At 51.5% G+C, this 22,490-nt stretch carries 14 protein-coding genes and 1 other RNA gene; 10 read left to right on the top strand and 5 right to left on the bottom strand.

Annotated elements, in window-relative coordinates:
* The first annotated feature begins 589 nt into the window (after nt 1–589).
* The 8 genes from dpdE to dpdD all read left to right on the top strand — a co-directional run bounded on the left by dpdE (nt 590) and on the right by dpdD (nt 18,914).
* On the top strand, nt 590–3,742 hold the full coding sequence (gene dpdE, locus OV592_RS15705) for a protein DpdE (protein ID WP_406609213.1): 3,153 nt from the start codon (nt 590–592) through the stop codon (nt 3,740–3,742).
* A gap of 26 nt (nt 3,743–3,768) precedes the next feature.
* Nucleotides 3,769–6,351 (top strand): protein DpdF, encoded by a 2,583-nt coding sequence (gene dpdF, locus OV592_RS15700; protein WP_406611438.1) that lies wholly within the window; start codon nt 3,769–3,771, stop codon nt 6,349–6,351.
* A gap of 361 nt (nt 6,352–6,712) precedes the next feature.
* A complete protein-coding gene (gene dpdG, locus OV592_RS15695) occupies nt 6,713–7,603 on the top strand; it encodes a protein DpdG (RefSeq protein ID WP_406609212.1) in 891 nt (296 codons plus the stop codon).
* Nucleotides 7,603–10,704, top strand: coding sequence for a protein DpdH (gene dpdH, locus OV592_RS15690; RefSeq protein ID WP_406609211.1), 3,102 nt, complete (start codon nt 7,603–7,605; stop codon nt 10,702–10,704). Before dpdG ends, dpdH begins: the two co-directional genes overlap by 1 nt.
* Nucleotides 10,704–11,492: a hypothetical protein gene (locus OV592_RS15685; protein WP_406609210.1), complete on the top strand. Its 789-nt coding sequence runs from the start codon at nt 10,704–10,706 to the stop codon at nt 11,490–11,492. The genes dpdH and OV592_RS15685 overlap by 1 nt, the downstream gene beginning before the upstream one ends.
* An 8-nt stretch (nt 11,493–11,500) precedes the next feature.
* On the top strand, nt 11,501–16,051 hold the full coding sequence (dpdJ, locus tag OV592_RS15680) for a protein DpdJ (RefSeq protein ID WP_406609209.1): 4,551 nt from the start codon (nt 11,501–11,503) through the stop codon (nt 16,049–16,051).
* Nucleotides 16,048–16,599 (top strand): phospholipase D-like domain-containing protein DpdK, encoded by a 552-nt coding sequence (gene dpdK / locus OV592_RS15675; protein WP_406609208.1) that lies wholly within the window; start codon nt 16,048–16,050, stop codon nt 16,597–16,599. Before dpdJ ends, dpdK begins: the two co-directional genes overlap by 4 nt.
* Nucleotides 16,596–18,914, top strand: coding sequence for a protein DpdD (gene dpdD, locus OV592_RS15670; protein ID WP_406609207.1), 2,319 nt, complete (start codon nt 16,596–16,598; stop codon nt 18,912–18,914). Before dpdK ends, dpdD begins: the two co-directional genes overlap by 4 nt.
* Before the next feature lie 318 nt (nt 18,915–19,232).
* Here dpdD and OV592_RS15665 read toward each other — a convergent pair whose 3' ends face one another.
* The 4 genes from OV592_RS15665 to smpB all read right to left on the bottom strand — a co-directional run bounded on the left by OV592_RS15665 (nt 19,233) and on the right by smpB (nt 21,159).
* Nucleotides 19,233–19,580, bottom strand: a complete 348-nt coding sequence (locus tag OV592_RS15665; RefSeq protein ID WP_406609206.1) for a hypothetical protein — start codon at nt 19,578–19,580, stop codon at nt 19,233–19,235.
* A 59-nt stretch (nt 19,581–19,639) separates the two neighbouring features.
* Nucleotides 19,640–20,020, bottom strand: a complete 381-nt coding sequence (locus OV592_RS15660) for a hypothetical protein (RefSeq protein WP_406609205.1) — start codon at nt 20,018–20,020, stop codon at nt 19,640–19,642.
* Nucleotides 20,021–20,218: 198 nt separating this feature from the next.
* Nucleotides 20,219–20,585: a transfer-messenger RNA gene (gene ssrA, locus OV592_RS15655) on the bottom strand.
* 88 nt (nt 20,586–20,673) lie between these two features.
* Entirely contained in the window at nt 20,674–21,159 is a 486-nt protein-coding gene (gene smpB / locus OV592_RS15650) for an SsrA-binding protein SmpB (RefSeq protein ID WP_016401009.1), read from the bottom strand.
* 101 nt (nt 21,160–21,260) lie between these two features.
* On the opposite strand from smpB, the gene OV592_RS15645 reads away from it, so the two are divergent.
* Both OV592_RS15645 and OV592_RS15640 read left to right on the top strand, forming a co-directional pair.
* On the top strand, nt 21,261–21,689 hold the full coding sequence (locus tag OV592_RS15645; RefSeq protein WP_016401010.1) for an SRPBCC family protein: 429 nt from the start codon (nt 21,261–21,263) through the stop codon (nt 21,687–21,689).
* Between the two features lie 2 nt (nt 21,690–21,691).
* A complete protein-coding gene (locus OV592_RS15640; RefSeq protein ID WP_406609204.1) occupies nt 21,692–22,036 on the top strand; it encodes an RnfH family protein in 345 nt (114 codons plus the stop codon).
* A gap of 50 nt (nt 22,037–22,086) precedes the next feature.
* Here the strand turns inward: OV592_RS15640 and OV592_RS15635 are convergent, their stop codons facing one another.
* Nucleotides 22,087–22,446: an outer membrane protein assembly factor BamE gene (locus OV592_RS15635; RefSeq protein ID WP_016402440.1), complete on the bottom strand. Its 360-nt coding sequence runs from the start codon at nt 22,444–22,446 to the stop codon at nt 22,087–22,089.
* Nucleotides 22,447–22,490 lie beyond the last annotated feature (44 nt).

Genomic DNA, 22,490 nt, shown 5'->3' with positions numbered 1-22,490 from the left:
CCGCTATCAGATACTCCAGATTGACTTGTTGTCGGTAGTATTTGTGAAAATGTCTAATAAATCGCAGTAAATGGTCAAGTTTGTAAGTAGCATAGTGGTTTTGAGATTCTGGATTGTACCACCATATTAGGAGTAGGCTGATTCGATCGGATTTCTCTCGGCGAGATTTGCGATGTGAGCGGCATTGCGGTTGAAGCAACCTACCGAGAGTTTTTGCAGAAAGTCGTCTCGGGGCAACTTTCTTTGAAAGATTCTGATTTAGATTGGTCCTCTTACTTACACCAAGTTATGGAGTCCCAACTCACAGAAGAAGTGTTGGATTACTTAGCTAATTGTTTTCCTGACGAGGAGTTATCAAAAGCTTGGACTCTATATATAAAGGTGTATGCAGGCTCGGATTCCACATAATAGTGTGCTCATCATAGAAGAAGACTTATTCAAGTTGGTTTGACGCCTATCAAAGATGTTTGGTCTTTGAGTTGTAAATATAACAGGTACACCGACTTGCTGTCCCGCTTGTCATAGTTTATTAGTTATCTCTATACGAAGTACTGTCCTTTTTTCTTTTTCTTTTTCTTTATGTGCTTTTATGGTTAATAAAAATGAGTTAGTTTTAGCGAGAAACGGACTTGGCATTGGTAAGATTCTTGCCTCAGAGACGAACTTTGTCACCGTTAGTTATTTCGACTCTCCGATGTCGATTAACGCTCACAGTGTTGAAGTATCTTTGGGTGATGTGAAACCTGCTGCGTTAAATCAAGAATCCCTTGTCTTTTATTTCAACCTGGAAAGCAGTGCGTGGGAGGTTGGACGAGTTATTGGACCTGCTCCATATCCCAAAGACTACCGGATTCAGTTTCCAAACGACGTTTTGAGGGATTTATCGGAGGCCGAGATTTATGTGCGGTGGGATAAACCCATCCAAAATGCTATGGAGTGGTTAGCTAATCAGCAAACGTACACACCATTTTTTCAAGATTCGCGCTTGGAGTTTCAAAACCACATGCTCGCTCAGCGAGAAGCGTGTGCAGGGGTTACAGCGGCACTTTCTTCGTCGATTGCGCTTGAGGCTCATCAATTGGCAGTCGCGCGCCGGGTGTTATCTGATCCCATTCAGCGCTACCTTCTGGCTGACGAGGTTGGATTAGGCAAGACGATTGAAGCCGGGTTGATACTGCGCCAGCACGTCTTGGAAAACCCGCAGCTGCACCAGGTATTAGTATTAGTGCCGGATCCCTTACTGCAGCAGTGGCATACAGAACTAACTGAGCGTTTTCACTTGGCAGAGTTGTTGGACATTAGTATCCGGATCAGGACCTACGACCAATTTGTAACCGATGACCAAGAGTTTGAACAGGCAAACTTGGTCGTTATCGATGAAGCGCACCAGGTCGGTGAATGGGCCTGGTCAGTGGAGCGCGTCGCGCACTACAAAGCCATTGCCGACCATGTCCACGCCAGTGAAAAGTTACTGTTGCTTTCGGCAACGCCGCTGGTGGGCAACGAACGTAATTTCCTGGCTATGCTGCACCTGCTCGATCCACTGAGCTACCAGTTGAGCCAAGAGGGGGTAGCAGAGTTTCGCCAGCGGGTCGAAATGCGTGAACAGTTGGGTGGTATCATCCAATCTTTCCGTACCAATAACGGTAACCTGCAGTTGAGAAACAGCTTGAACAACTTGCTGCAACTGTTCCCATCTGATGAATACCTTCAAGAGCAAGGCCAGGCGCTGTTGACGTACCTCACGGCCAATCCGTTCAGCAAAGAGCGTCCGGATGAAGCGAACCAACTGGTTCAACAGGTACGTCACCATATTGCCAACCGCCATGGCGTTCATCATCGCTTGCTGCGTAATCGCCGCTCGATGCCACAAGTTGGCAATCTGCTACCTGGCTTGGATGGGCTTGAGCGCAGGGAATATCAAAGTGCCGACGTCGTTGAGAGCCTGTCTGCCTGGCGAGAGCACATGATGTTAAACGACGCCCATAGTGCTTGCTTCGCTTCGATTTATCACTTGTTTGTGGAAGCGAGCCTCGGTGCTCCTGCAGTTCTGTCTGAGTTTGCGTCCTCGCGCCTCGAGCAACGTAGTCTCGATGAGAATGATTTTTACCTGTCCCAACAGCAACGCATGGCTCTGTGCTCCCCGCTGTCAACGGGCGAGGCAGAATTGCTGCTAGAGTTGATTGGGCGTGCACAAACAGAGCAGCCGGCTCTTCAGCAGCAACTGAATCGACTGCTCGAAGAGTTACTACGAGAAGAACAGCTTGGCGTAGTGATTTTCTGTGACCATCCGTGGTCAGCTGACCAGTTGTTTATGAATATCGGCATTAAGTATTCAGGACAGATCCAACGACACAACCCGAGTAAGCCGTTACGGTTTGGCGACGATGAAAACTGTCGGATTTTGATTTGCGATCGCCGGGCGGAAGAGGGAATTAACCTTCACGGCAGTCACCGCGCAGCAATCCATTATGATGTGTTGTTTTCACCCAACCGGATGGAGCAGCGTAACGGGCGAATGAACCGTTACTACGCCGATCATCACGCAAAAGCTGTTCGCAACTTTGTCATTCTGGGCAATGATCAGCAGTCACTGGCTACCCATTGGATCAATATCCTCGAGCGCTCGTTTAAAGTATTCGACCGCTCTATCGCTGGTTTGCAGTTTATTATTGAAGAGCAAATGGAGCAGGTAGATCAGGAACTGTACTTGGAAGGTCTTGCTGCGTTACTTGCGCTGGATGAACGTTTAGTCGGTGAGCAAAATATCCTGGTTACCGAACTGGAAAAGATCCGCAACCTCGAAGCCTTGATGTCGGTTGATGCAGAAGTGATTGAAGCTGAACATTTTGTGCGCAAGTTGCAGACAACGGATGGGCAGGAAGAGGAGTTCCAGTCGGCTGCAATCAGTTGGATCAAGAAACAGCTTGGCTTTAAGGTTAGCGAAGGGGAAAGCCCGGGTATGATCCGATACCGTTTCGATCATGGCGGGGCCGCACGTGGCACCATGCTCAGCCTGCAGATGCTGATCAAGCATTGCCTTCTCGGCTTTGACTTCGAGAATGGGCACTGTGATGCACCGGTTACATATGAAGTGAGTTATCGCCGAGCGCTTGCTCAAAACAGTCGTCAACGGGTTGCTCGCTTGGGAGAGCCTTTCCACGACGCGATGTTCTCGATGCTGCCTTTCGAGTCACGTGGCATGGCCAGTGCCATGGTGCGGCAGTTACACGGCCTGCCAAATGACAGCATGCCACTGTTTTTTCGCTTGGATTACGTTATCTCTGCTGGCGTTGATGAAAACGCCGGCGCATTGCGCCGTTTGGCAGACCGTTTGATGCCGCCGAAGCAGTACACTGTATGGCTAGATGACAAGGGCAAGCAGGTCTCCAACCAGGATCTTCTGAATATCGTAGGGCGCCAGTACTTGAGCCATGAAAAAGGTGGAAGCGATAAGAACTTGGCCAAGCGTTGGCCGCTTGTCGAGGCGTTGTACAGCAAGGTCCAGTGGAAAGACATTTGTCTGTCTGTCGGGCAGCAAGCGCAGCAGGTGGTTGCCGGTGATTACCAGGACAATCATCAGCAAGGTATACATAACCTTGGTAATTATCTGACCTCCAGTGTTCAGATACCAGAAGGTTATTGTGCGCAACTGCGTCAGGCAATTGAGAGCCCGCAACACCAATGTTTGTCTGCGCGAGCAGTCTTCTTGGCTTCGTCTGAAGTCTTCAAAGCAATCTAGGCAGGGCAGGCAATGACGTGGAACAGATGCTGATACGCGCACTGGCTGAAGGCAGCAATGCTGGATTAGAAAAGCCACTGGACATAGTCGGTGTTGATAAACGGTTATGGCAATGCTTAGGTGAGGGAACAAAACCGCTGGATCGACGCAGCGCGGTCGCCCATTGGCTAAAACAGCAGGCGGCACAGGATGCTGGTTTCGAGATCCAGGTACCTATTGCAGGTACAGGTGCAGGCTCCTGGCCCACAAGAGAGCAATGGCTACAGTCGGGGATCCAATGCCAGCAACTGGGGCAGAGCTATTTGCTTCTGGCCGGTAGCCCTTGGAAACCGGACTGGTTAACTGATGCGCAGCGTCCTGTGTTTGCAGCCACGCTGGCTCAGGCAGAGCGACGCAAGTTCAGTTGGGTACCCATGGATGCCGGGGTAAGCAGCCTGCTGGGTAAGGGCTATAACCAGTACCAGGCGCCAGGCCAGCGAGAGGCCGTAAGGGCTGCACTGTTGAGTGAGCCCGGCAGTACATTGCTGGTTAATCTGCCAACCGGCACCGGCAAGACCCTGGTCGGCCAAGTCATGGCGATGGTGGCACCTCGCGAGAATGCGCTTAGCGTGGTTATAGTCCCAACTGTTGCGTTGGCCCTGGAGCAGGCTGAGCGCTACCGCGATGAGATTCTCAAGCAGGGCGGGGCGTTTGACGATGTCGTCGCCTGGCATTCTGGGTTGGATGTTGAAGAACGACGTGATGTTCGTAGCCGGATCCGCGAAGGGACCCAGCGTTTGATCGTGACCTCACCTGAGGCTGTTTGCAGTTCGTTGACCCCGGTGCTGTTTGATGCCGCCGAGAACGGTGGCCTGCGCTACTTGATCGTCGATGAAGCACACCTGGTGATTCAGTGGGGCACAGGCTTCCGGCCCGAGTTCCAGCAATTAGGGGGCCTGGTTAGAGGGCTGCGAACTGCGAGCGAAGCACAGGGGGTTACTCCCTGCACCACGATCCTGATGACAGCCACGTTGACCGAAGATACCCGCCAGGGTTTACTGGAAACGTTTGGCGCAAAAATGGCAGAAATCCATGCCTGTCACCTGCGACCCGAGCCTGCTTATTGGTGCGCCAAGGCTGAGAGCCAGGAAATCAAACAGCAATGGGTGATGGAAGCACTGGCCCATGCGCCAAGGCCGCTGATCCTCTATTGCACACGCCCGGCTGAAGCGAGGCAATGGCACAGCCTCCTGCAGGAAGCGGGCTACGGCCGCGTGGGAGTCTTCACGGGGTTAACCAAGACAGAGAGGCGTATCGAGTTACTCGACCAGTGGCGTGAAAACCAACTGGATATCATGGTGGCCACTTCGGCGTTCGGTGTCGGCATGGACAAGAACGACGTGCGTTGCGTGATACACGCCACAGTGCCGGAAAATATGGACCGCTATTACCAGGAAGTTGGTCGCGCTGGTCGCGACGGCCTGGCCGCGACGTCTATATTAATCTATACCAACGACGATATGAAACTCGCCGATCGCATTGGTGGGGAAACCGTTATCGGTGTCGATCTTGGTCATGAGCGCTGGTGCAGCATGTGGCAACGTGCTGAGTCCCTTCCTGGCGGTTACTTCAGGCTCAATCTAGCCAACCTGGTTCCTCGACTGCACCGTCTGTCGAAACAGAACAAGAGTTGGAACCTCAGGACTATTTTGCTGATGGTTCGTGCTGGCGTGATCCAGTTGGATGCGGTCAGGCAGCAGATACCACAGCAACAGGAGTCACAGTCTGATGTTGATTATGAGCGTGTTGTTCAGGCCGAAATGAAGAAGTACCAAGACTCGCTGGTTGTGCGGCCCCTGGTGACAAACCATACGGTTCCGGCATTTTGGCGGTCAAACGTGGAGCCGATTCGTAAAGTCATAGCCGAGTCAGCCAGTTCAAACTTGGCCGCCTTAAAAAACTGGTTGGCTACGCCGGATGAGGTATCGTTGTGCCGGACGCTGACATCGCTTTATACCTTGTCTGATGCATTCGCCGACAAGGCGTGTGGTGGCTGCCCTGCGTGTCGCAAGTGCTCGGCTGCGGTGCTTGGTTATGTGATGCCGAGTGCCAAGCTTAACCGTGAATTTGCCGTAGAGTCATCTGCTTTGCGTTGGCGCGAACTGACCGGTCTAACGTCTACCCGATGCTTCATCATGTATCCACGCCTCGATGGCAGCACCAAGTCACAACGTGAATGGGCCAGAGCCACGGTGCAACTGATCAAAGCCTTGGCCCAGGCTGGGGTGATTTGCGCCATTCGCATCGCGGATAGTGATTTTGCGCCGTTGCAAAAAGCAATTGCGCGCACAGGCGGCGTCAAACCGGAGCTGTTGACCCGTTATAGCAATCAGACTACTGAGCCTGCTGCGGCACCATGGCCGGAGTTGTTGATCCCTTCCAGCTCTGAGCATGAATCTGGGTATGCCTTTCCAAGACCGCTCAGACCCTTTAACGGTCCGCTGCAGTTGGCTCTGGTGCCAGAAGATATGGTGGATCGGAATCATCATGCCAGAGAGCTTTACGTAAAAATGGATCACAGCAACTGGGTGCGAAGAGACACACTGATGCAAGCGCTAGCGAAACGTTAACGGCAATAGCAACAGCGTGACTACAGGGACCAAAGCTGCTCGGCTATCGGCCCTGTTCTTCTATTAACAATGTGCATTGGCTCCCATTCTCAGAAGGTCTAGGTTGCATGAACGCCATCTTGGGCGTAGACTTACGTCCGTTACCTTGGCGTAGTCTACGTCGGCTTCCCTACTTACTGTGTCTGGCCTTATTTTCCTCAGCCAGAGCAAGAATAACAACTTTCCAAATTCAGACCAGCATCTCTAAGCAGGAATTCTGACTTAGCAACTGCGCCTGTTTATCCAGTTTGCCCAGAGCCGCACACAGCGCTTGAAGGGCAACTGGGAATAGGCTTTTGTTTTGCAGAGGAGATGGTGGACAGTGTCGATTGTCAATAATGATCACGGGGGCAGCCAGTTTGAAGTGCTGGCTGCCATCTACAGCGTGCTCAAGGGAAACAAAGAAAATCCCATGGAGCAGGAGGAACTCATCGCCTGGTGTCGCCCACAAGCTTTGATACCCGAAGGCAAGAAGAGTGCTCGAAGCAAGCTTGACAAAGAAGTGAAAGCTTGGAGCGAGCTTGGGCTGCTGGAGACTGCAGATACCAGCATTAAGTTAAGCTCTAACTATTTCACTGACTCAAAGGTACGATTGACAACAGGTGCACGTCGTTGTTTGCTGGCCTCGGAAAACAATAAAGACTTGATTTCAAGAGATCAGCGTGCAGCCGATTTCACCGTCCTGCTCAGTATGCTGCTTGCCTTGGATGTCTACCGTTATCCGGAAATCAAGTCGAATAACCTGGCTGAGATCATCGATCGTTATCTCAGTGATTTTCGAATCAACTCCAACGAAACGTCTGTTGTGCCGGGGTACGCCCATTGGTTAGGGTTTATGGTCCGCACCGGAAACAGCGTCTACAGCATTGATCCGACGTTAGCCATTAGAGAAGAAATTGCGGCTAGCACCAGCGTTTTTAAGCCGGATACACAAATGCCAATTGACACATTTATTGGGCAGTTGGCTAAGTTGATGCCTGTGCTTGATGGTGGTGCGTATCGTCAACAAGTCGAGCAACGCATTGAAGGACAGAGTTGGACAAAACCTAAAGACAATGAGTTGTCGACCTCTCTTTCCAGGGCTCTTTTGCGTTTGCACCATGGCGGTCAAATTCAATTGCAGAAACTGTCAGATGCTGGGCTACGCAATTTAAAGGGGCCTAAGGGCGAAATTCTGATGCCTGTAACGCATGTAACGGTACGTGGAGAGTAATGATGACAGCGTTAGCGACTTACTGGCCGGATAATAACCGGATCAATGACTGCATCATGACCGAGGCCGAGTCGCTCTCGGGCAGTTTGCTGATGGCCGTTCATGAGCCGATGCGCCTGATCAAGCGACAGCATACCACGGGCAACGAGGTGCGAGCAGACGAGCAGGCGCTGTTTGACTTTCTGCTGAAGCACAACCGACCGATACCTATTACGGGCGCGGCAGGGGTTGGTAAATCCCATATTATTCGCTGGTTGGGGGCGCAGTTAGAGCGGCTGCCAAACGCCAACAAATACAAGACTATCTATATTCCCAAGAGCTCTTCAATTGCTGATGTGCTGCGATTGATCACTGAAGGTCTCGAAGGCGAAGTTTACAATGACATTCGCCAGTCGATCGATGGAATCAGTCAAGCCATCGATGTCCGGCACATCGCTGAGCATTTGGCACTGAAACTGCGTCTGGCACTGAGCGAAGAGTTCGAGCAAGTTTGCGCGCACATCGAAGCAGGCAAGCCGGTAAATTCTGAAGATGAGCGGCGCTTCGAGTGTGTTTATCAACACGCAGAAGGTCTTCAGGCTCTATTGCAGGATAGCCACCTGACCAAGCACTTTACTCGCCCGGGGGCTTGTCTTTACAACATTGCCCAGAGGCTTTATCAAGGTGTCAAGGAGGAGCAAGGTTTTGAGCAGGACTACCAGATGTTCGCTCATGACTTTGAGATCCAGTTGGAAGTGGCTGCCGCGGCACATGACGCGCAGACGTATATTCAGAATGAGCAGATCCTGATGGTTCCAAGCGCACGAGAAAATGCCGCCTGGACCATTAACCAGGTGCTGTATAAAGCGTGCGGCAAGACCATTGAAGAGCTGCTGAAGATCAGCCCGACGAGCGTGCAGCAGGTCGTGCGCGGTATCCGTAAGCAGTTGCTGGCTGACGACAAAGACAACACTCTGGTGATCTTGATCGAAGACTTCACCACCACCTCGGCAATCCAGAAAGAGTTCATCGAATGTCTGATGGAAGAGGAGGTTCATCATGGTGAACAGCGCCTGTGTCCTCTGAAGTCGGTTATTGCTGTTACCGAAGGCTTTGCCGGTTACCTGCACGTTCGTGACGGTATCCTGGGCCGTACCGGCTATGAATGGCTGATTGAGTCAGCCAGTCAGAATGAGTCCGAGACCCTGGAGCGGATCTTCGATTTCTGCGGCCGCTACCTGAATGCAGCGCGCCATGGCGCCGAGGATCTGGAAAGTGCTTTCAAAAACGCCGGCGCTGAGCATGACTGGCTGACTACCTGGCACGATGGTGAAGTGCAGGAAAGTGAGTTTCGCTCGCGCCTAGATGCATTTGGCTTCAGCCGCCAGGGCGACCCGCTATTTCCATTTAATAAGCTGGCATTAGACAAGCTGGCACATGAACACTGCGTTGCCCACGGCCAGTTGATTTTTCATCCGCGCTCAATTTTGCACTATCTGCTGCGTACACCGCTCAAAGACGGGCGGAGCGCATACCTGGATGGGCAGTTCCCACCCGCCAAATGGGAAGGCTTTATCTGTAATCCGGCGATCGCAACTCTGTTCAGTGTATTGTCGGAGCAAGAGCGGGCCAAGGCACTGGCGGCTGTTTGGGGGGGCAATCCTAGCTCCTTGGCCCAGCTGGCTGGCTCGTTGCCTCTCGGCGTATGCGAAGAGTTTGGCTTGGCTGAAATGAGTCAGGTACTTGGTGAATCACCAAAGTCCATGCCAAAGCCAACAATAGAAGACGAAACCAAGGATACAGCCAAGGGTGAAACCAAGCCCCAGGTAAAAGTGACCGTCGAGGACGAAACCGACGAAGTGACCGCTCCTGAAGCTCCCAAAGAGCTAATCGAATGGATCACCAAACTGAATTACTGGTATCAGGGGACCGCAGGTTTACCACAGCCGGATGCTGCTCAACTGCGTAAATGGATCTGTGAAGGTCTTAATGCCGTGATTGACTGGGGTCACTACCTGTGCCGTCCTCAGGCTGTACTGGGTAGCGCTAAGCTCCCGGCCGGTCGGATTCACTTGCCAGTGAAAACGGGTAACACGGGTGCTCCGCTGGTGGATTTGAGCGATCGCAAAGCTTTTGCCCGGCATGGTGAGCAATGGATCAATGCGTTTAACGCCATGGCTGCTTATAACCACTACGGAAAAAGCTGGGACTTTCCTGGTGGCGCAAGCGCATATCTGCATTATCACAACTTCTTCGACAGTATTGCGCCGCAGGTAGCGGACAATGTTGTTGCGCTGGAGCGTGAGCGACTTGGCGCGGTAGCTGCCAAGCTATTGCAAGGGGCGGGATTCCTGGGAGCAGAAGGCGCTAATGCCAACGGGCTCGTCAAGCGGCTTAATGCATTGCTGTTTTCGGCCGACCAAAAACCAGAGTACGAGCTGCTGGGTGAACTTGATACCCAATGGGAGCTGGTGACCCAACGGCATAACGAACTGCGCAGTGAACTGCTGCAGTTGTCTGCTGCTAAAAAACCGGGCGCAGATCCTTACGCCATCGACGGTAGGTTGGTCGTCAAAGCCCTTAAGCAGCCAAAAGGTGCTGAGCCGGATGTGATTGACCAGGTACTGCGCGATTTGCCTAGTCTTCGGCAGAAAGTACAGCCAGTGACCAGCGCGTTGCAAGAGTTGTTCGCCGGCGATAAAACGGCCATTGTTGAAGCCAGCACCCAGATCAAAGACGTACTGACGTTGGCGGTAAAAGCCGATGTCGTACGGCCGCTTGATATGACCGCAACGCTCAAGCGTACGCTCAGACGATGGGACAGCGAAGAGCGGGTTGAAGCCGTTAAACTGCTGAGCCGCCTGCAATTGCCTGAAGAAAATTCTGTACGCCTGATGCAAGAGCTCATTTCTGTTGATGCTAAGCAATTGGATGATGTCCGAGAACTATTGGTCCAGTTCAGTAAATTCGACTCGGCGACGACTAAGCACTTGAAGAATAAAATCGAACAGCAGGGTGGTGCTGAGATTGAACAGGCTCAGCAGGATGTATTTGCACAGCTGGACGAAATTGAAAATCAATTACTGCAGCTCGAACCCGAGCAAAAAGAGGAGGTGAACTGATGAGTGAACTACCAATGGCGTCACCCGATGAAACCCTGGCTCCGGTTGAGAGTGGACTGAAAAAACGTTGTGCGGCGTTGAAAGAGCAGCTTGACCGGTATGGCCAATTGCAGCGCAAGACCCTGATCCGGGACACCTACATAGGTATTGCTAACAAACTGAGAAATGCGGGCACAAAGTTGCAAAGCCAAACCATCTGCTATCTGTTGCTACTGCAAAACGAGCGACTGGATGGTGATGGCGCAATCCTGCATACCATGGACAGTGAGCCTGTGAGCAAGGCGCGTGTATTGATTGGATTGTTTCGGCAGGCTTTTATCAACCAAAAAGAAAACGTTGCCCAGTCTGACGATCAAGAGTGGCCGAATCTGCTCGATAGCATGGCGTCGCTGACCAAGGAACTGAAGCAGCATGTCGAGCCGGTGTGGTCTTCCTATACCGAAGATCTGCGGCGTAGTTGGCAGGTCGACGAAAGCTTGCTGCATGGCCAGATGCTTATCGAAGAGCGCAAGAAAATCTTCGAAGCGTACCAGGTGGAGCGCGAACGCTTTGTGGAAGCAGCGCAAAATCCTCCGACGACGCAAGAAGAGTTGGATGCTTTTCATCAGTTGCAACGGCGTTTGGAAACCCTGCGCGGGAAGATGGACCTGAATATTCCTCCTGCTGTGAACCGCTTTCTCATGGCTTCTGGCCGCCGCGGTGCATCGTTGGATTTGCTTACTGACGAAGTCTTGGAGTGGTTAGATAACAATGACGATACTGCCCGCTACCGGATCACGCGACACTAAGGAATTGCATGAAGCAACTAATTTTACAACTCTTGGATCAACTCGAATCCCGGGAAGCTTCGTTGCTGACTTGGGGAAACAGCCAGGGGTATTTTTCAGAAGATGAAGTGGTTGAGGCCATCGAGCAGCTTCAACTGGCTGCTAATGGCGGTGCTGACCAACCACATGATCCGTATGATGTTATTGACACCATGCAGGAGCAGGGCTTGCTGGTAAGTTGGACAAATGCAGATCAAGAGATTTGTTACCGCAGCCGTATGGCCGAGTCGGTACGCTTGTTTAGGGCATTGCGCCAGCAGTTTCCCAAGCACGCCCGCGGTGACGCCTGGAAACAGGCACCAACCCTGGTTTCTGACTATCGATTCTTACGCCGCAAGCGTAATTATCCGCGTCGCGACCTGACTACAGTGCAGGTGCTTGATACGCTGAGCGAAGCGCCTGGTTTGTCAACGGTCGAGCGTCGGCTGCTTGGTGAGTTGCTCAAGCATGAGCATGGGTATTATGACCTGGCGACTTTCCAGCAGCGGGCTTGCGATACGGTGCTGCGTGGGGTGCGACGTAAGGGCGCATCAGGCTCGATTGTCTGTGCGGGTACCGGTAGCGGTAAAACCCTGGCGTTCTATCTGCCTGCCTTGACGCACATAGCAGGCCACCTGATTGCCAATCGCGGTGGTCATGTGCAGGCGCTTGCCATTTATCCACGTAACGAACTGCTTAAGGATCAGTTTATCGAGACCTGGCGTCAGGCGCGCAAACTGGATGTTGTCTTGGCGGAGCATGGCAAGCCCAAACTGCGCATCGGCGCGTACTTCGGCATGGCACCAACTTCGAAGAACTCGATTTTCCAGTCCTACATGAAAAAGGCCTGGCAACGCCGCAAGACGGGCTTTGTCTGTCAGTACATTCCGTGCCCGGATGAGAAGTGCAAAGGCAGCATGGTCTGGCTCAACGATGATCACAGTAAAGGCATTGAGCGCTTGTGCTGTGATAGCTGCAACCAGCGCATCGAGTCCGATGAGGTGATTTTGACCCGCCGTCGCATGGAGAAACATGCCCCGGATCTGCTGTTCACCACCACCGAGATGCTGAACCGACAGATGGGTAACCCGCACAGTCGCCAACTGTTTGGCATTGGCAAGCACGTTATTCCGCCTGCTTTGATGCTGCTGGATGAAGTGCACACTTACAGCGGTGTGGGTGGAGCCCAAGCCGGCATGTTGCTGCGGCGCTGGCGGCACTTGGCTGACGCGAGTCCCCACTTTGTCGGCCTTTCGGCCACCTTGGAGCAGGCGCCGAGATTCTTGGCCACATTGGTGGGGGTCAAAGAGTACCTAGTGGCGGAAGTGAGCCCGCTGGAAGACGAAATGGAGCAGGAAGGAGCAGAGTACATGCTGGCACTGCGCGGCGATCCTGCCTCGCGCTCCAGTCTGTTGTCTACCACTATTCAGGCTTCCATGCTGGCCAAGCGGGTGATGGACAACGTGCAGAGCCCGGCGAGTGAAGGCTTGTACGGTACCCGTAGCTTTGTGTTTACTGACGATATTGATGTGATCAACCGCCTGTACTACCAGTTGCTGGATGCGGAAGGGCGCTATTCCAACGGTAACATCAACGCCAAGAAGAAGCCGTTGGCTTTGCTGCGCCAGCCGGTTTACGGCGATAGCGAGCGATTTGCTTATGGCCAAAGCTGGGATCTGCCATTGGCTATTGGTCATGACCTGGATAATAACGATCGAGCCAATATCAAACGCACTTCATCGCAAGATGCCGGGGTAGATCAACAAGCTGACGTGATCGTAGCTACAGCCTCGCTGGAGGTGGGCTTTAACGACCCAACCGTAGGGGCGGTGATCCAGCATAAGGCGCCGCGCGACAACGCACAGTTCTTGCAACGCAAGGGCCGGGCGGGCCGTCAGCGCCGCATGCGTCCGTGGACGGTTGTGGTGCTGTCTGATTATGGCCGTGACCGCATGGCGTTCCAGTGCTATGAAGATCTGTTTGATCCTGAACTGAAAGCACGCCGGCTGCCAGTACATAACAGTTATGTGCTGCGGATACAGGCGGCATTTGCCACCATGGACTGGCTATCTCAGCTGCCAAGTGTCGCTAACGCTGGCGGATGGGGCGGGATATGGGAGGATCTCTCGTGCCCGCAAAGTGATGATGCCGCGCTGTCCGGGCGCCAGGAATCCCTCAAACGGGAGATTCAGCAATTACTGAATGACCCTGCCCGGGTTGCGAGCCTGACTAAGTATTTAACCGGTGCGCTTGGTCTACAATCTGCCAACCCCGAACATAATCGACTGATCCAGTCTCTTTTGTGGCAACCGCCGCGGGCAATTTTGACCGCGTTTCTGCCAACGGTGCTCAGGCGTCTAGCCACCAGTTGGGAAAAAGCCGGGGTTAAGCAAAGCGACAACTGCCGTCGTAACGCGCCGATGCCAGAGTTCGTGCCCGCGGCACTGTTTAGCGAACTGTGTTTGCCAGAGTTAACGGTGCGGTTACCAGAATTTGACTCGGAAGACGGCGCTCCGGCGCCGCAAATGCCGATCTTGCAGGGCATGCGTGATTTTGCTCCGGGACGCATCAGCAAGCGGTTTGCTACCGAGAGTATTCGTCAGCGGCACTGGGTGGTACCCCAGGACTTTGAGCTGGTAGCCGGAGATCGAGTGTTCCCTATTACCGACTACTGCCCACCAGAGCGACTTGAAGCGATGGGCAGTTGCCAAATAGACACCGGCGCTGAGGTTCAGACTATTCCTTGCTTCCGCCCCTACGAAGTGAATACTTCCACGCCTCCTGACGAATGGGACCTGCAGGATACTTCGCAGGCGTTTTTGCAGTGGCATACGGAGATTCGGCCACCTGCAGAGCGCAAAAATGCGGAACTACCTGAGCGCAACATTTGGCGCCGGGTGTTCACTGGTGTCGAGTTCTTTACCCATCAACAGCATCGCCCAGTGGAGGTAGTGCGCCTAGCCGCCGGATCCCGGGCAGAACTCAAGTTCAAAGGCGGCCAAGAGAGTGCGGCGGTTAATTTCGAATTTCAACATGAGGGCCAACCGGCGAGCTTGGCATTTTCTCTGTGGGTTGATGCTGTGGCGTTTCGTTGTCGTATGCCGGAGTTCCACCTTGATACATTGATGCAGGATAAAGCGCTGCTTTCCGGTGTGCGAACGGCGCGATTTATCGATGAAGTTCGCACCGATAAAACTCTCACCGAAAACGTGTTCCTAGCAGGGTGGTTGGCTGAGTCATTGCTGGCTGGTATGTGTTGTGAGGCCCTACTGAGTCAGTGTTCGCTGGAGCAATCCCTGGAGGCGTTACGTAATGGCAAGGCGCAGGTTGCGCTGAAAGATATCCCGGCTAAGATCTTCCAGACGCTGCCGGGGACTTCAGGCGATGAAGGCGAGCAGGATCTGCAGCAAAATCTACGCGACCTGCTGGGCCGAGGTGGCGTCGTTGCCAAACTCGCCCGTTGGGCAGAGTTGCTTTGGCAGCAGCCGGATGCCAGTTGGCTGGATTGGCTGAGAAAGGTCTTTCAGACCTCCTTGGGTGCAGCGTTGCAGCAAACGGCAATGCAACTGTGCCAGGATGCCGACGAACAAGATGTGGTATTGGATCTGGATCCGGGCCCTGCCCGGCGCCAGGTTCTGGCTGAGGATGAACTGGAGATATGGCTGTCGGAAACTACCGTGGGCGGCGGCGGGATAATCGAGCGCATTCAGCAGGTGTACCGGGAAGATCCGCGGCGATTTTTTGAGTTGTTAGACTTTAACCTGCGCGCTGGTGATTACGAGACGATGGACAGCCATGTTTATCAGTTGCTGCATACTCTGCAGCAAGACGCCGATGTGGCGACGCGAGTAGAAGCTATGCGGACGGCAAACGACCATCAAAGCCAACTGCAGGCGCAGCGTGGCCTACTTGGCGTACTGCAGCAAAACGGGTTCATGACCAGCCACAATTTCATGTCGGCAGTGAACTCCCGCTTGTTGCGGCCGGGCAGTAGCCAACATAGCGATTTTTTGCTGCTGCAATTGCAACAGGGGTGGCGGGATGAAGAGAAGCGTTTGGGAATTGAACTGCCTCAGCGTGTTTATGCGTTTGCCTGTTCGTTAAACGATGAACTGGATCAGTTGTTACCGCAGGCTGCTGCAGGGCAACAGGACGTGCAAAGTTGGCGCTTCAATGTGTGCAACGGATTACTTTGGCCCCGGGGCTATGTGATTCGCGATGCCTGGCTGAGTTACTACAATCCTTTCGCCTTTGCCGGGCTCACCGAACGATTGCTTGTGAGAGCGTCTATTGGTGCTGCCTGTGAGCAAGTCGATCTGTCCGATGGTGACTGGATGGCACAATGCCATGCGCTGCTGGACAAGCATGGCAAATGTGAACTGGTGGCAAAACCGGAGTTGGACATTAACCAGGCGTTGGCCCAATTGCTGGTCAAGCCTGTGGACATGTATGGATTATTCTTCTATCCGCGGGTGGCATCGATTCGCCGTGAGCAGCACGTAGTCTGCGCCCAGGTGGAAATCGCGGAGGCTGTGCAATGACCACTCGTCGTATCTTCAAATCCCGTACTTCACGCCAGGCCGAGATCCAGGATGTGTTGTGCGGTTTGCTGACAGCCGAGGTGATTAGACCTAGTCACACGTTGTGGCTGGTATCACCCTGGGTGACAGATCTCGAGCTATTGGATAACCGCACGGGCAACTTTGATTACCTCGAGCCTGCCTGGGGGCAGCGTAAGGTGCAAATCACCGAACTGTTGACCCGCATGTTGGCCAACGGTGGTCGTTTGAAGTTGGTGACAAATCGCGATGCGCACAATGCGCGTTTCTTGCGTCACATAACAGAGCGCGCCGAAGGCTATGGGGTTTCCGAGCGACTCAGCGTGCTGCAGAAAGATAAATTGCACACCAAGGGGATCTTAGGTGAGCACTACTATCTTCATGGTTCGATGAACCTGACCATCGGCGGCGTTGAAATCAATGATGAGCAGATAAACCTGAGTACCGATAAGCAATCCATTGCCGAAGCGAGACTGACGTTCCGCAAGCATTACGGCCCAGTTGACGTGAACACTGGAGGTACGGAATGAAACTGCCGCAACAGCATGAGTTTCTTGAGCGCTTTTTTGCTACTGGTAACCGGATAACCTGGTCGGAGATCGTCAACCGTACGCTCAACCCCAGTACCTTGGCGCGGCTTGAGCCGTGGCTGGAAGACGTGATCAACGAGCGTTTCCCGGTGATCCTGCCGAGAGTCTATCAAGGCGGTATTTGTTGGTATGCGCTAACCGATTCTGAAACGGCACGGGTTGAACTTGGTGAGTTACTGGCGGCACATGTCGGCGCATCTTATACCGACTTTGACAAACAGCCGTGTGAGCTTAATGCGAAAGATCCTATTGAGCGCGCCATTATTGATACTTTTGGCGACATTCGCACGTGTAAGGTGTTTCGTTTTTCTGCCAGCAGTAGACCACATATAGACGCGATATTCAGCGCGCTGGAAAGGCTACGCCAGCAATTGGCTCAACGACCGGCGTTGAAGCAACACCTGGTCCGACATCGTGGGCGCATCTTGCGTGATATCAACCAGGCGCTGTATCGTCATGACAGCCAACAGGCGATGAAATACCTAGCTGAGTTGCGCCGTGCTGGTGGCATTGGTGATCAGAATGAGTTGTTCCTGGAGCTGCGCTGCCACGCCATTGCCGGAGAGTGGCAGCAGATCATGGAGCACCCGGATCTGCGCATCGTGTTGGATCTGCCGCGGCCACGTGCCTTAACTGAAGCTTTAATGGAAGCCGTCTACGGCTCCGAGTTATCGAATTTCGAGGTGCATGATGACTTAGGCGGCCAGCGAGAGTTCTTCCAATCCTCTGTGGCAAAACGGCTCCAGGGATTGTTTTCTGCTAATCCCCGGGTCACTTCGGCCAATTCTGTCAAGAGCAGCTTGCTTTGGTTGTTGTCAGAAGGCGACGCAAAACCAGACGTTGTCCGCCGCCGTGCTGAGCAGTTGGCACAACACGCTGTTTGTCACACGGAAACTGATCGGCAGTGGATCGTTCAATTGCTTGCCGAGTTCCCTCCACTTCCAACACCAAAAGATACTGCATTAGAGCGGCCTGTGGACGCTGAACATCAGGTGACGGCAGCTTCGTTTACAGACTTTGAGCGATTGCGCCTGGAAGCCGATGACGACCCTACGGCCGTGCTGGAGGCTTTGACTGAGTCACAATGGTCGGACACGCCTGCGATACAACTGGCTGCTTTGGCACTGAAGTGCGCGTGGGGAATTTCATCGACCAAGTCCGCGCAACAAGCAAATGAGCTAATTGGGCGTCTTGGCGAGGCCGAGCGCGGGCAACTCTTAGCCAAGCCTGCCTACGGAAAGTACTTCGAGGAAATCAGCGCTAAGTTGCCTGATCGAGCTGCTGATGTAGAGACATGGCATGAGTGGTTGCAGCAGTTGCTGGTGCAACCAACCTGGCATGGTGCAAAAGACGTTGCCGAGGAAGGAGCGCTGGATTGGCCTGACACTGCGCTAGATAGTGAGTCGTTTACCGAGTTGGTCATGCAATGTGGTGATAGCGCCCATGAGCAGGCTGCCCTGGTCGTACGAGAATGCTTGCCCTATCTGGCTGCCTGGTTATACCGACATGAGTCGGCAACCCGTTGGCAACCCGTTTGGTTGGCGCTCATAGAGTTGTTGTCCTTGGACGAGCAAAGCTCATCAGAAGACATGATCTTTGCTATCGACCTAGCACGTGGTTATTTGCATGGCACGGTAACGGCTGACGGCTACAGTGACTTGATTGACTACCTTACTGAGTTGCAAGTCAGTAGCGGATCGGGAGCTGATAGCGGTGACATTTGGTTGGATACGCTGGAGCTGCTGGTACTGAATCCATGCCCACAACAGCAAAAACGCGAAGAATTGTTCGCCAGTGTTTACGGAGCATTCTGCGCCAATGCCAGTCGCTATAAGGCAGTTCAGTGGGGGTATCTTGTGCTATTTGCCAAGGAAGTTGGTCTCGATTATTGCGAGCCAGAATCTGTGTCAGAAGGTGAACAGCAGCCCGATGGTAAGCTACAACCTGTTGCCTCACTGAATGGCAAAAAGATTGGCCTCTATACTTTGACCGAGTCTGTAGCTAAGCGAGTAAAATCTGAAGTACAGAAGCTTTACCCGCAAGCTGATGTTCGGATCAATAGTGACAAGGCCTCAACCGAGCCGCTAAAAGCTTTGGCCAAAGATGCCGATCTATTTGTATTTGCTTGGTTGAGTGCTGCGCATCAGGCGTATTACGCTATCAAAGATGCCCGTGGGGATAAGCCTCTGTTGCAACCGCAGGGAAAGGGAAGTTCTAGCATGATGCGGTGTTTACTAGAGTACATAGACCAGTAGGCTTCAGTGGGATTTATGAAGACGTGTATGAGCTGTTGATTTTGCATTTATGCAAAATGGCTCAGCGTGAACCAACTGCATTCGCGCGGCACCGCTATCGCTGCACTCCAAAATCCGTGGGAGCCTGCACTGCCAAGCAATTATCAATGCTCAACCAGCAATACTCCTCCCGTTATCGTCGAGGACTGTTTAATTTTTACTTCTAGAGACCAGGGCTATCTCGAATGAGCGAAGCTATTGCTTTGGGAGGTGACAGTTTTTGCAGGCTTCCGCGTGAGGCTGATAATCACACAGCAAATCCAGAGCTATTGGTATTGGTTATTGCTTCAAGGAGTTAAACGTATTGCTATTCACGTACAAGCCGGCGACATCCATCAAGCTCCCTCGATGTTCAGGGGAGCCGAGCACGTCAGCTGGTGCAGCATCTAAGTCGTTGTTAAACGAAGTGAACCAGTTAAAAGTAGCCCAATCTGACAATGGCTCGAAGTAGGCCAACAGCGTTGGTACACATTCATGAATTTGTCCGTGGGCGTTGAACTGAAACAAGGGAAATCGTGGATTAGAAGGTTGGCTAAAGTTAAAAGCGAGGAGTTGATGCTTATCCACCAAACCTTGAAGAATATCCAGTCGGTTAGCTGTGTCATTGATTCCCAATTTGTTCAGCATTTCCTCGACATTTAAGCAAGGGTACTCATCCTGTTTAGCTTCGATCGCTTTCAGACTGGCTAAGATTGAATCTCTTGTTGTTGTCTTCTTGGTATACATAAAAATCGGTAAATAGTTCCGCTCGCTTGGTGAAGGTTTACCTGCTTTGTTTGAAAGCTGGGCACCATCCTTCTTATAAAGTAGCCAGATTTACTGAGCGATTTCGCAGCGTAACTTTGCAGCTTTACTGCATAAATATAGTCTAGATTAGGGGCGTGAAAAAGACGAATAGTGGCATCTTTATCGCGACCAGCTGATTGATTAACTCGCGAAAATAAAAGAATCTCATCCGCAAATCTGAAGTAAGTGTTGCGCAAAAGTACCTGGAGTATTGCCTTTAAGTTTACCGCTTGGGCATTTTTTACTTCAGTGTGTGTTAAAGGTTTTACTACTCTTGCCATTTAGTGGTCCAAGTGCTGGTTGTTTTTTGATCGGTACGCTATAAATAACACTAAAATAATGAGATGTCACGGAATCAAAAAGAATCAATTAGGACAATGTGGTGGATTTATAAGGTGTTGAAACATATATAGTTATATATAATTTGGTGCTTTTTAGGCACAAAAAAAGACACCCTTAGGTGTCTTCGTTTGTAGAATTGGTGGAGCTGGCGGGTTTCGAACCCGCGTCCAAAACCATTCTAACCAATGGCGCTACATGCTTAGTTTGTCTTTATTCTCGTTAGCAAGCTGCGAACAAACACGCCACTTACTAACATACCAGAATTCTATTTCGCGGTTCAGCTCTCTAGTCAAAGCATCCCTCGCTATCTTGTTTGGGTTTGAACTTCTATGATTCCCCGTCTTACAAGCGGAAGCTAGGGTAGAAGTGCTCTAGCAGGTTATTAAGCTGCTAGTGCGTAGTTTTCGTCGTTTGCGACTATTTTTTTGCGGCTTTTTACGTGGCAAACCGCCCCACGACATGCTCCACAAGCCTTCCTGATCCTGTCGAATCCAATTCAGCCCCGGAATTTCTCAAGCATTGTAACACAAGCCAACGGCGTGCGGATATACAGTGCTGTTTAAACGCTGCTTATTTACCCAATAGGGTAAAACTATCTGAAGCTGTGCTTCATTACGCGGTCTTTAGTACGTTGCCATTCGCGATCTTTTTCATCTTCACGCTTGTCTTGGTCTTTCTTACCTTTGGCTAAGCCCACTTCTAGTTTGGCCCAGGAGCCTTTCCAGTATAAAGCCGTTGCAACAATGGTATAGCCTTGGCGCTCAACCGCACCAATAAGTTTATCTAGCTCTCGGCGATTAAGAAGCAGTTTGCGAATGCGTGTTGGATCTGCCACAACATGGGTTGAGGCTGAAATTAGTGGTTGAATGTTTAAACCAGAAACAAAGGCTTCACCGTCGCGCACGTATACGTAGCTCTCGGCGATATTTACCTTTCCGGTTCGCATGGATTTTACTTCCCAGCCTTGTAGTTCCATACCCGCTTCAAATTTGTCTTCGATACGGTATTCATGACGCGCTTTTTTGTTTAGCGCAATGGTGTTGGAACCAGCTTTTGATTTTGATTTTTTCTTGCTCATGGCGGCTATTATACCGATGCGGCGGGGCTTTAAAACTGATAATGTGCGGATTAGCTCAGCTAATGATAAAATGTGTGCAGATTTGATGAAAGAGTGGGTTCATGCCGCAAGTAAACCGTAGTGCCTTAGTGATGTTTAGCGCTAAGCAAATGTACCAATTAGTTAATGATATAAACGCCTACCCCGAGTTTTTACCTGGGTGTGTGAATAGTGAAATATTAGAAGAAAGTACTTCTAGTATGGTAGCCGAAGTTGGGGTTGCTAAAGCGGGCATAAAAAATAAGTTTGTGACTAAAAACACCCTTACTGAAGATCAGTCCATTCAAATGAAATTGGTGGATGGTCCGTTTAAATCTTTAACTGGGGTATGGAACTTTGTGGCCTTGGACGAGCAAGCTTGTAAAGTGATGTTGGATTTAGATTTTGAGTTTAGCAACAAACTAATAGCGGCGGCGTTTGGCCGTGTATTTAATGAATTAGCTGGCAATATGGTGCAAGCCTTTGTTGAGCGGGCCAAGCAGGTATATTAACGGTGTCGGATCTAATAAATGTAGAAGTGGTTTACGGCTTGCCAGAGCATCAAGTGTTGTTGGCGCTAAAGGTTGAGCAGGGATGCAGTATTTTGGAGGCCATTCATCAATCTGGCATTATGCAGCATTTTCCTGAAATTGAGCCTGAGAAGGCCTCGGTTGGCATATTTAGCCGAGCAGCAAAACTCGCTCAGGAGTTAAGAGATGGTGATAGGGTTGAAATATATCGCCCACTGATAGCAGATCCTAAAGAGTTGCGAAAAATTCGTGCCGAGCGGGCTAAAGCAGAAGGGCGAGCCAGTAAGGTAACTGGCGGCAGGCCAAAAACGAAAAAAGCTGATAGCTAGAAGCAAAAAAGCCAGATGATTAATCTGGCTTTTTTATTGATGCTTTGTTTTTAACCGGCGTCGAGCGGTTGCATAAAGTCTTCGCTGACTTGGTAGTCACCTTCGATGAAGGCTAAGTGGTCATTCACAAATTGAATCACTAAATCGCGCTTCTCAAAATCACCGTTGCCACTTTGATAGCTGTATAAGTAATACCAACGTTCTTTATCGAAGGCGTCAATTAACATTGGAGTACCTAGTACAAAACGTACTTGCTCCTTAGTCATGTTAATGCGGAGCTGTTCTACTTTGGCATCGTCAATGTAGTTGCCTTGTGGAATATCAATTTTATATACCATCCAGTCGAAGGCAGAACAGCCACTTAGGCCAATGCTGGCTAGTAGAACAAAAATTTTGGCAGTAAAACGCATGTGAATCGAAGCTCCTTGTTAAGGCAAGCATCATAACTAAGCCT

The sequence above is a fragment of the Agarivorans sp. JK6 genome, from assembly GCF_045277145.1.
Lineage (GTDB): Bacteria > Pseudomonadota > Gammaproteobacteria > Enterobacterales > Celerinatantimonadaceae > Agarivorans > Agarivorans albus.
Note: the sequence above shows the minus strand (reverse complement) of the source record. Positions and strands in the feature narration are given on the sequence as shown.

Coding starts and splice junctions, on each gene's coding strand:
- dpdE (WP_406609213.1), top strand. CDS start 590: ATGGTTAATAAAAATGAGTTAGTTTTAGCGAGAAACGGACTTGGCATT.
- dpdF (WP_406611438.1), top strand. CDS start 3,769: ATGCTGATACGCGCACTGGCTGAAGGCAGCAATGCTGGATTAGAAAAG.
- dpdH (WP_406609211.1), top strand. CDS start 7,603: ATGATGACAGCGTTAGCGACTTACTGGCCGGATAATAACCGGATCAAT.
- OV592_RS15685 (WP_406609210.1), top strand. CDS start 10,704: ATGAGTGAACTACCAATGGCGTCACCCGATGAAACCCTGGCTCCGGTT.
- dpdJ (WP_406609209.1), top strand. CDS start 11,501: ATGAAGCAACTAATTTTACAACTCTTGGATCAACTCGAATCCCGGGAA.
- dpdK (WP_406609208.1), top strand. CDS start 16,048: ATGACCACTCGTCGTATCTTCAAATCCCGTACTTCACGCCAGGCCGAG.
- dpdD (WP_406609207.1), top strand. CDS start 16,596: ATGAAACTGCCGCAACAGCATGAGTTTCTTGAGCGCTTTTTTGCTACT.
- OV592_RS15665 (WP_406609206.1), bottom strand. CDS start 19,580: ATGCTGAACAAATTGGGAATCAATGACACAGCTAACCGACTGGATATT.
- OV592_RS15660 (WP_406609205.1), bottom strand. CDS start 20,020: ATGGCAAGAGTAGTAAAACCTTTAACACACACTGAAGTAAAAAATGCC.
- smpB (WP_016401009.1), bottom strand. CDS start 21,159: ATGAGCAAGAAAAAATCAAAATCAAAAGCTGGTTCCAACACCATTGCG.
- OV592_RS15645 (WP_016401010.1), top strand. CDS start 21,261: ATGCCGCAAGTAAACCGTAGTGCCTTAGTGATGTTTAGCGCTAAGCAA.
- OV592_RS15635 (WP_016402440.1), bottom strand. CDS start 22,446: ATGCGTTTTACTGCCAAAATTTTTGTTCTACTAGCCAGCATTGGCCTA.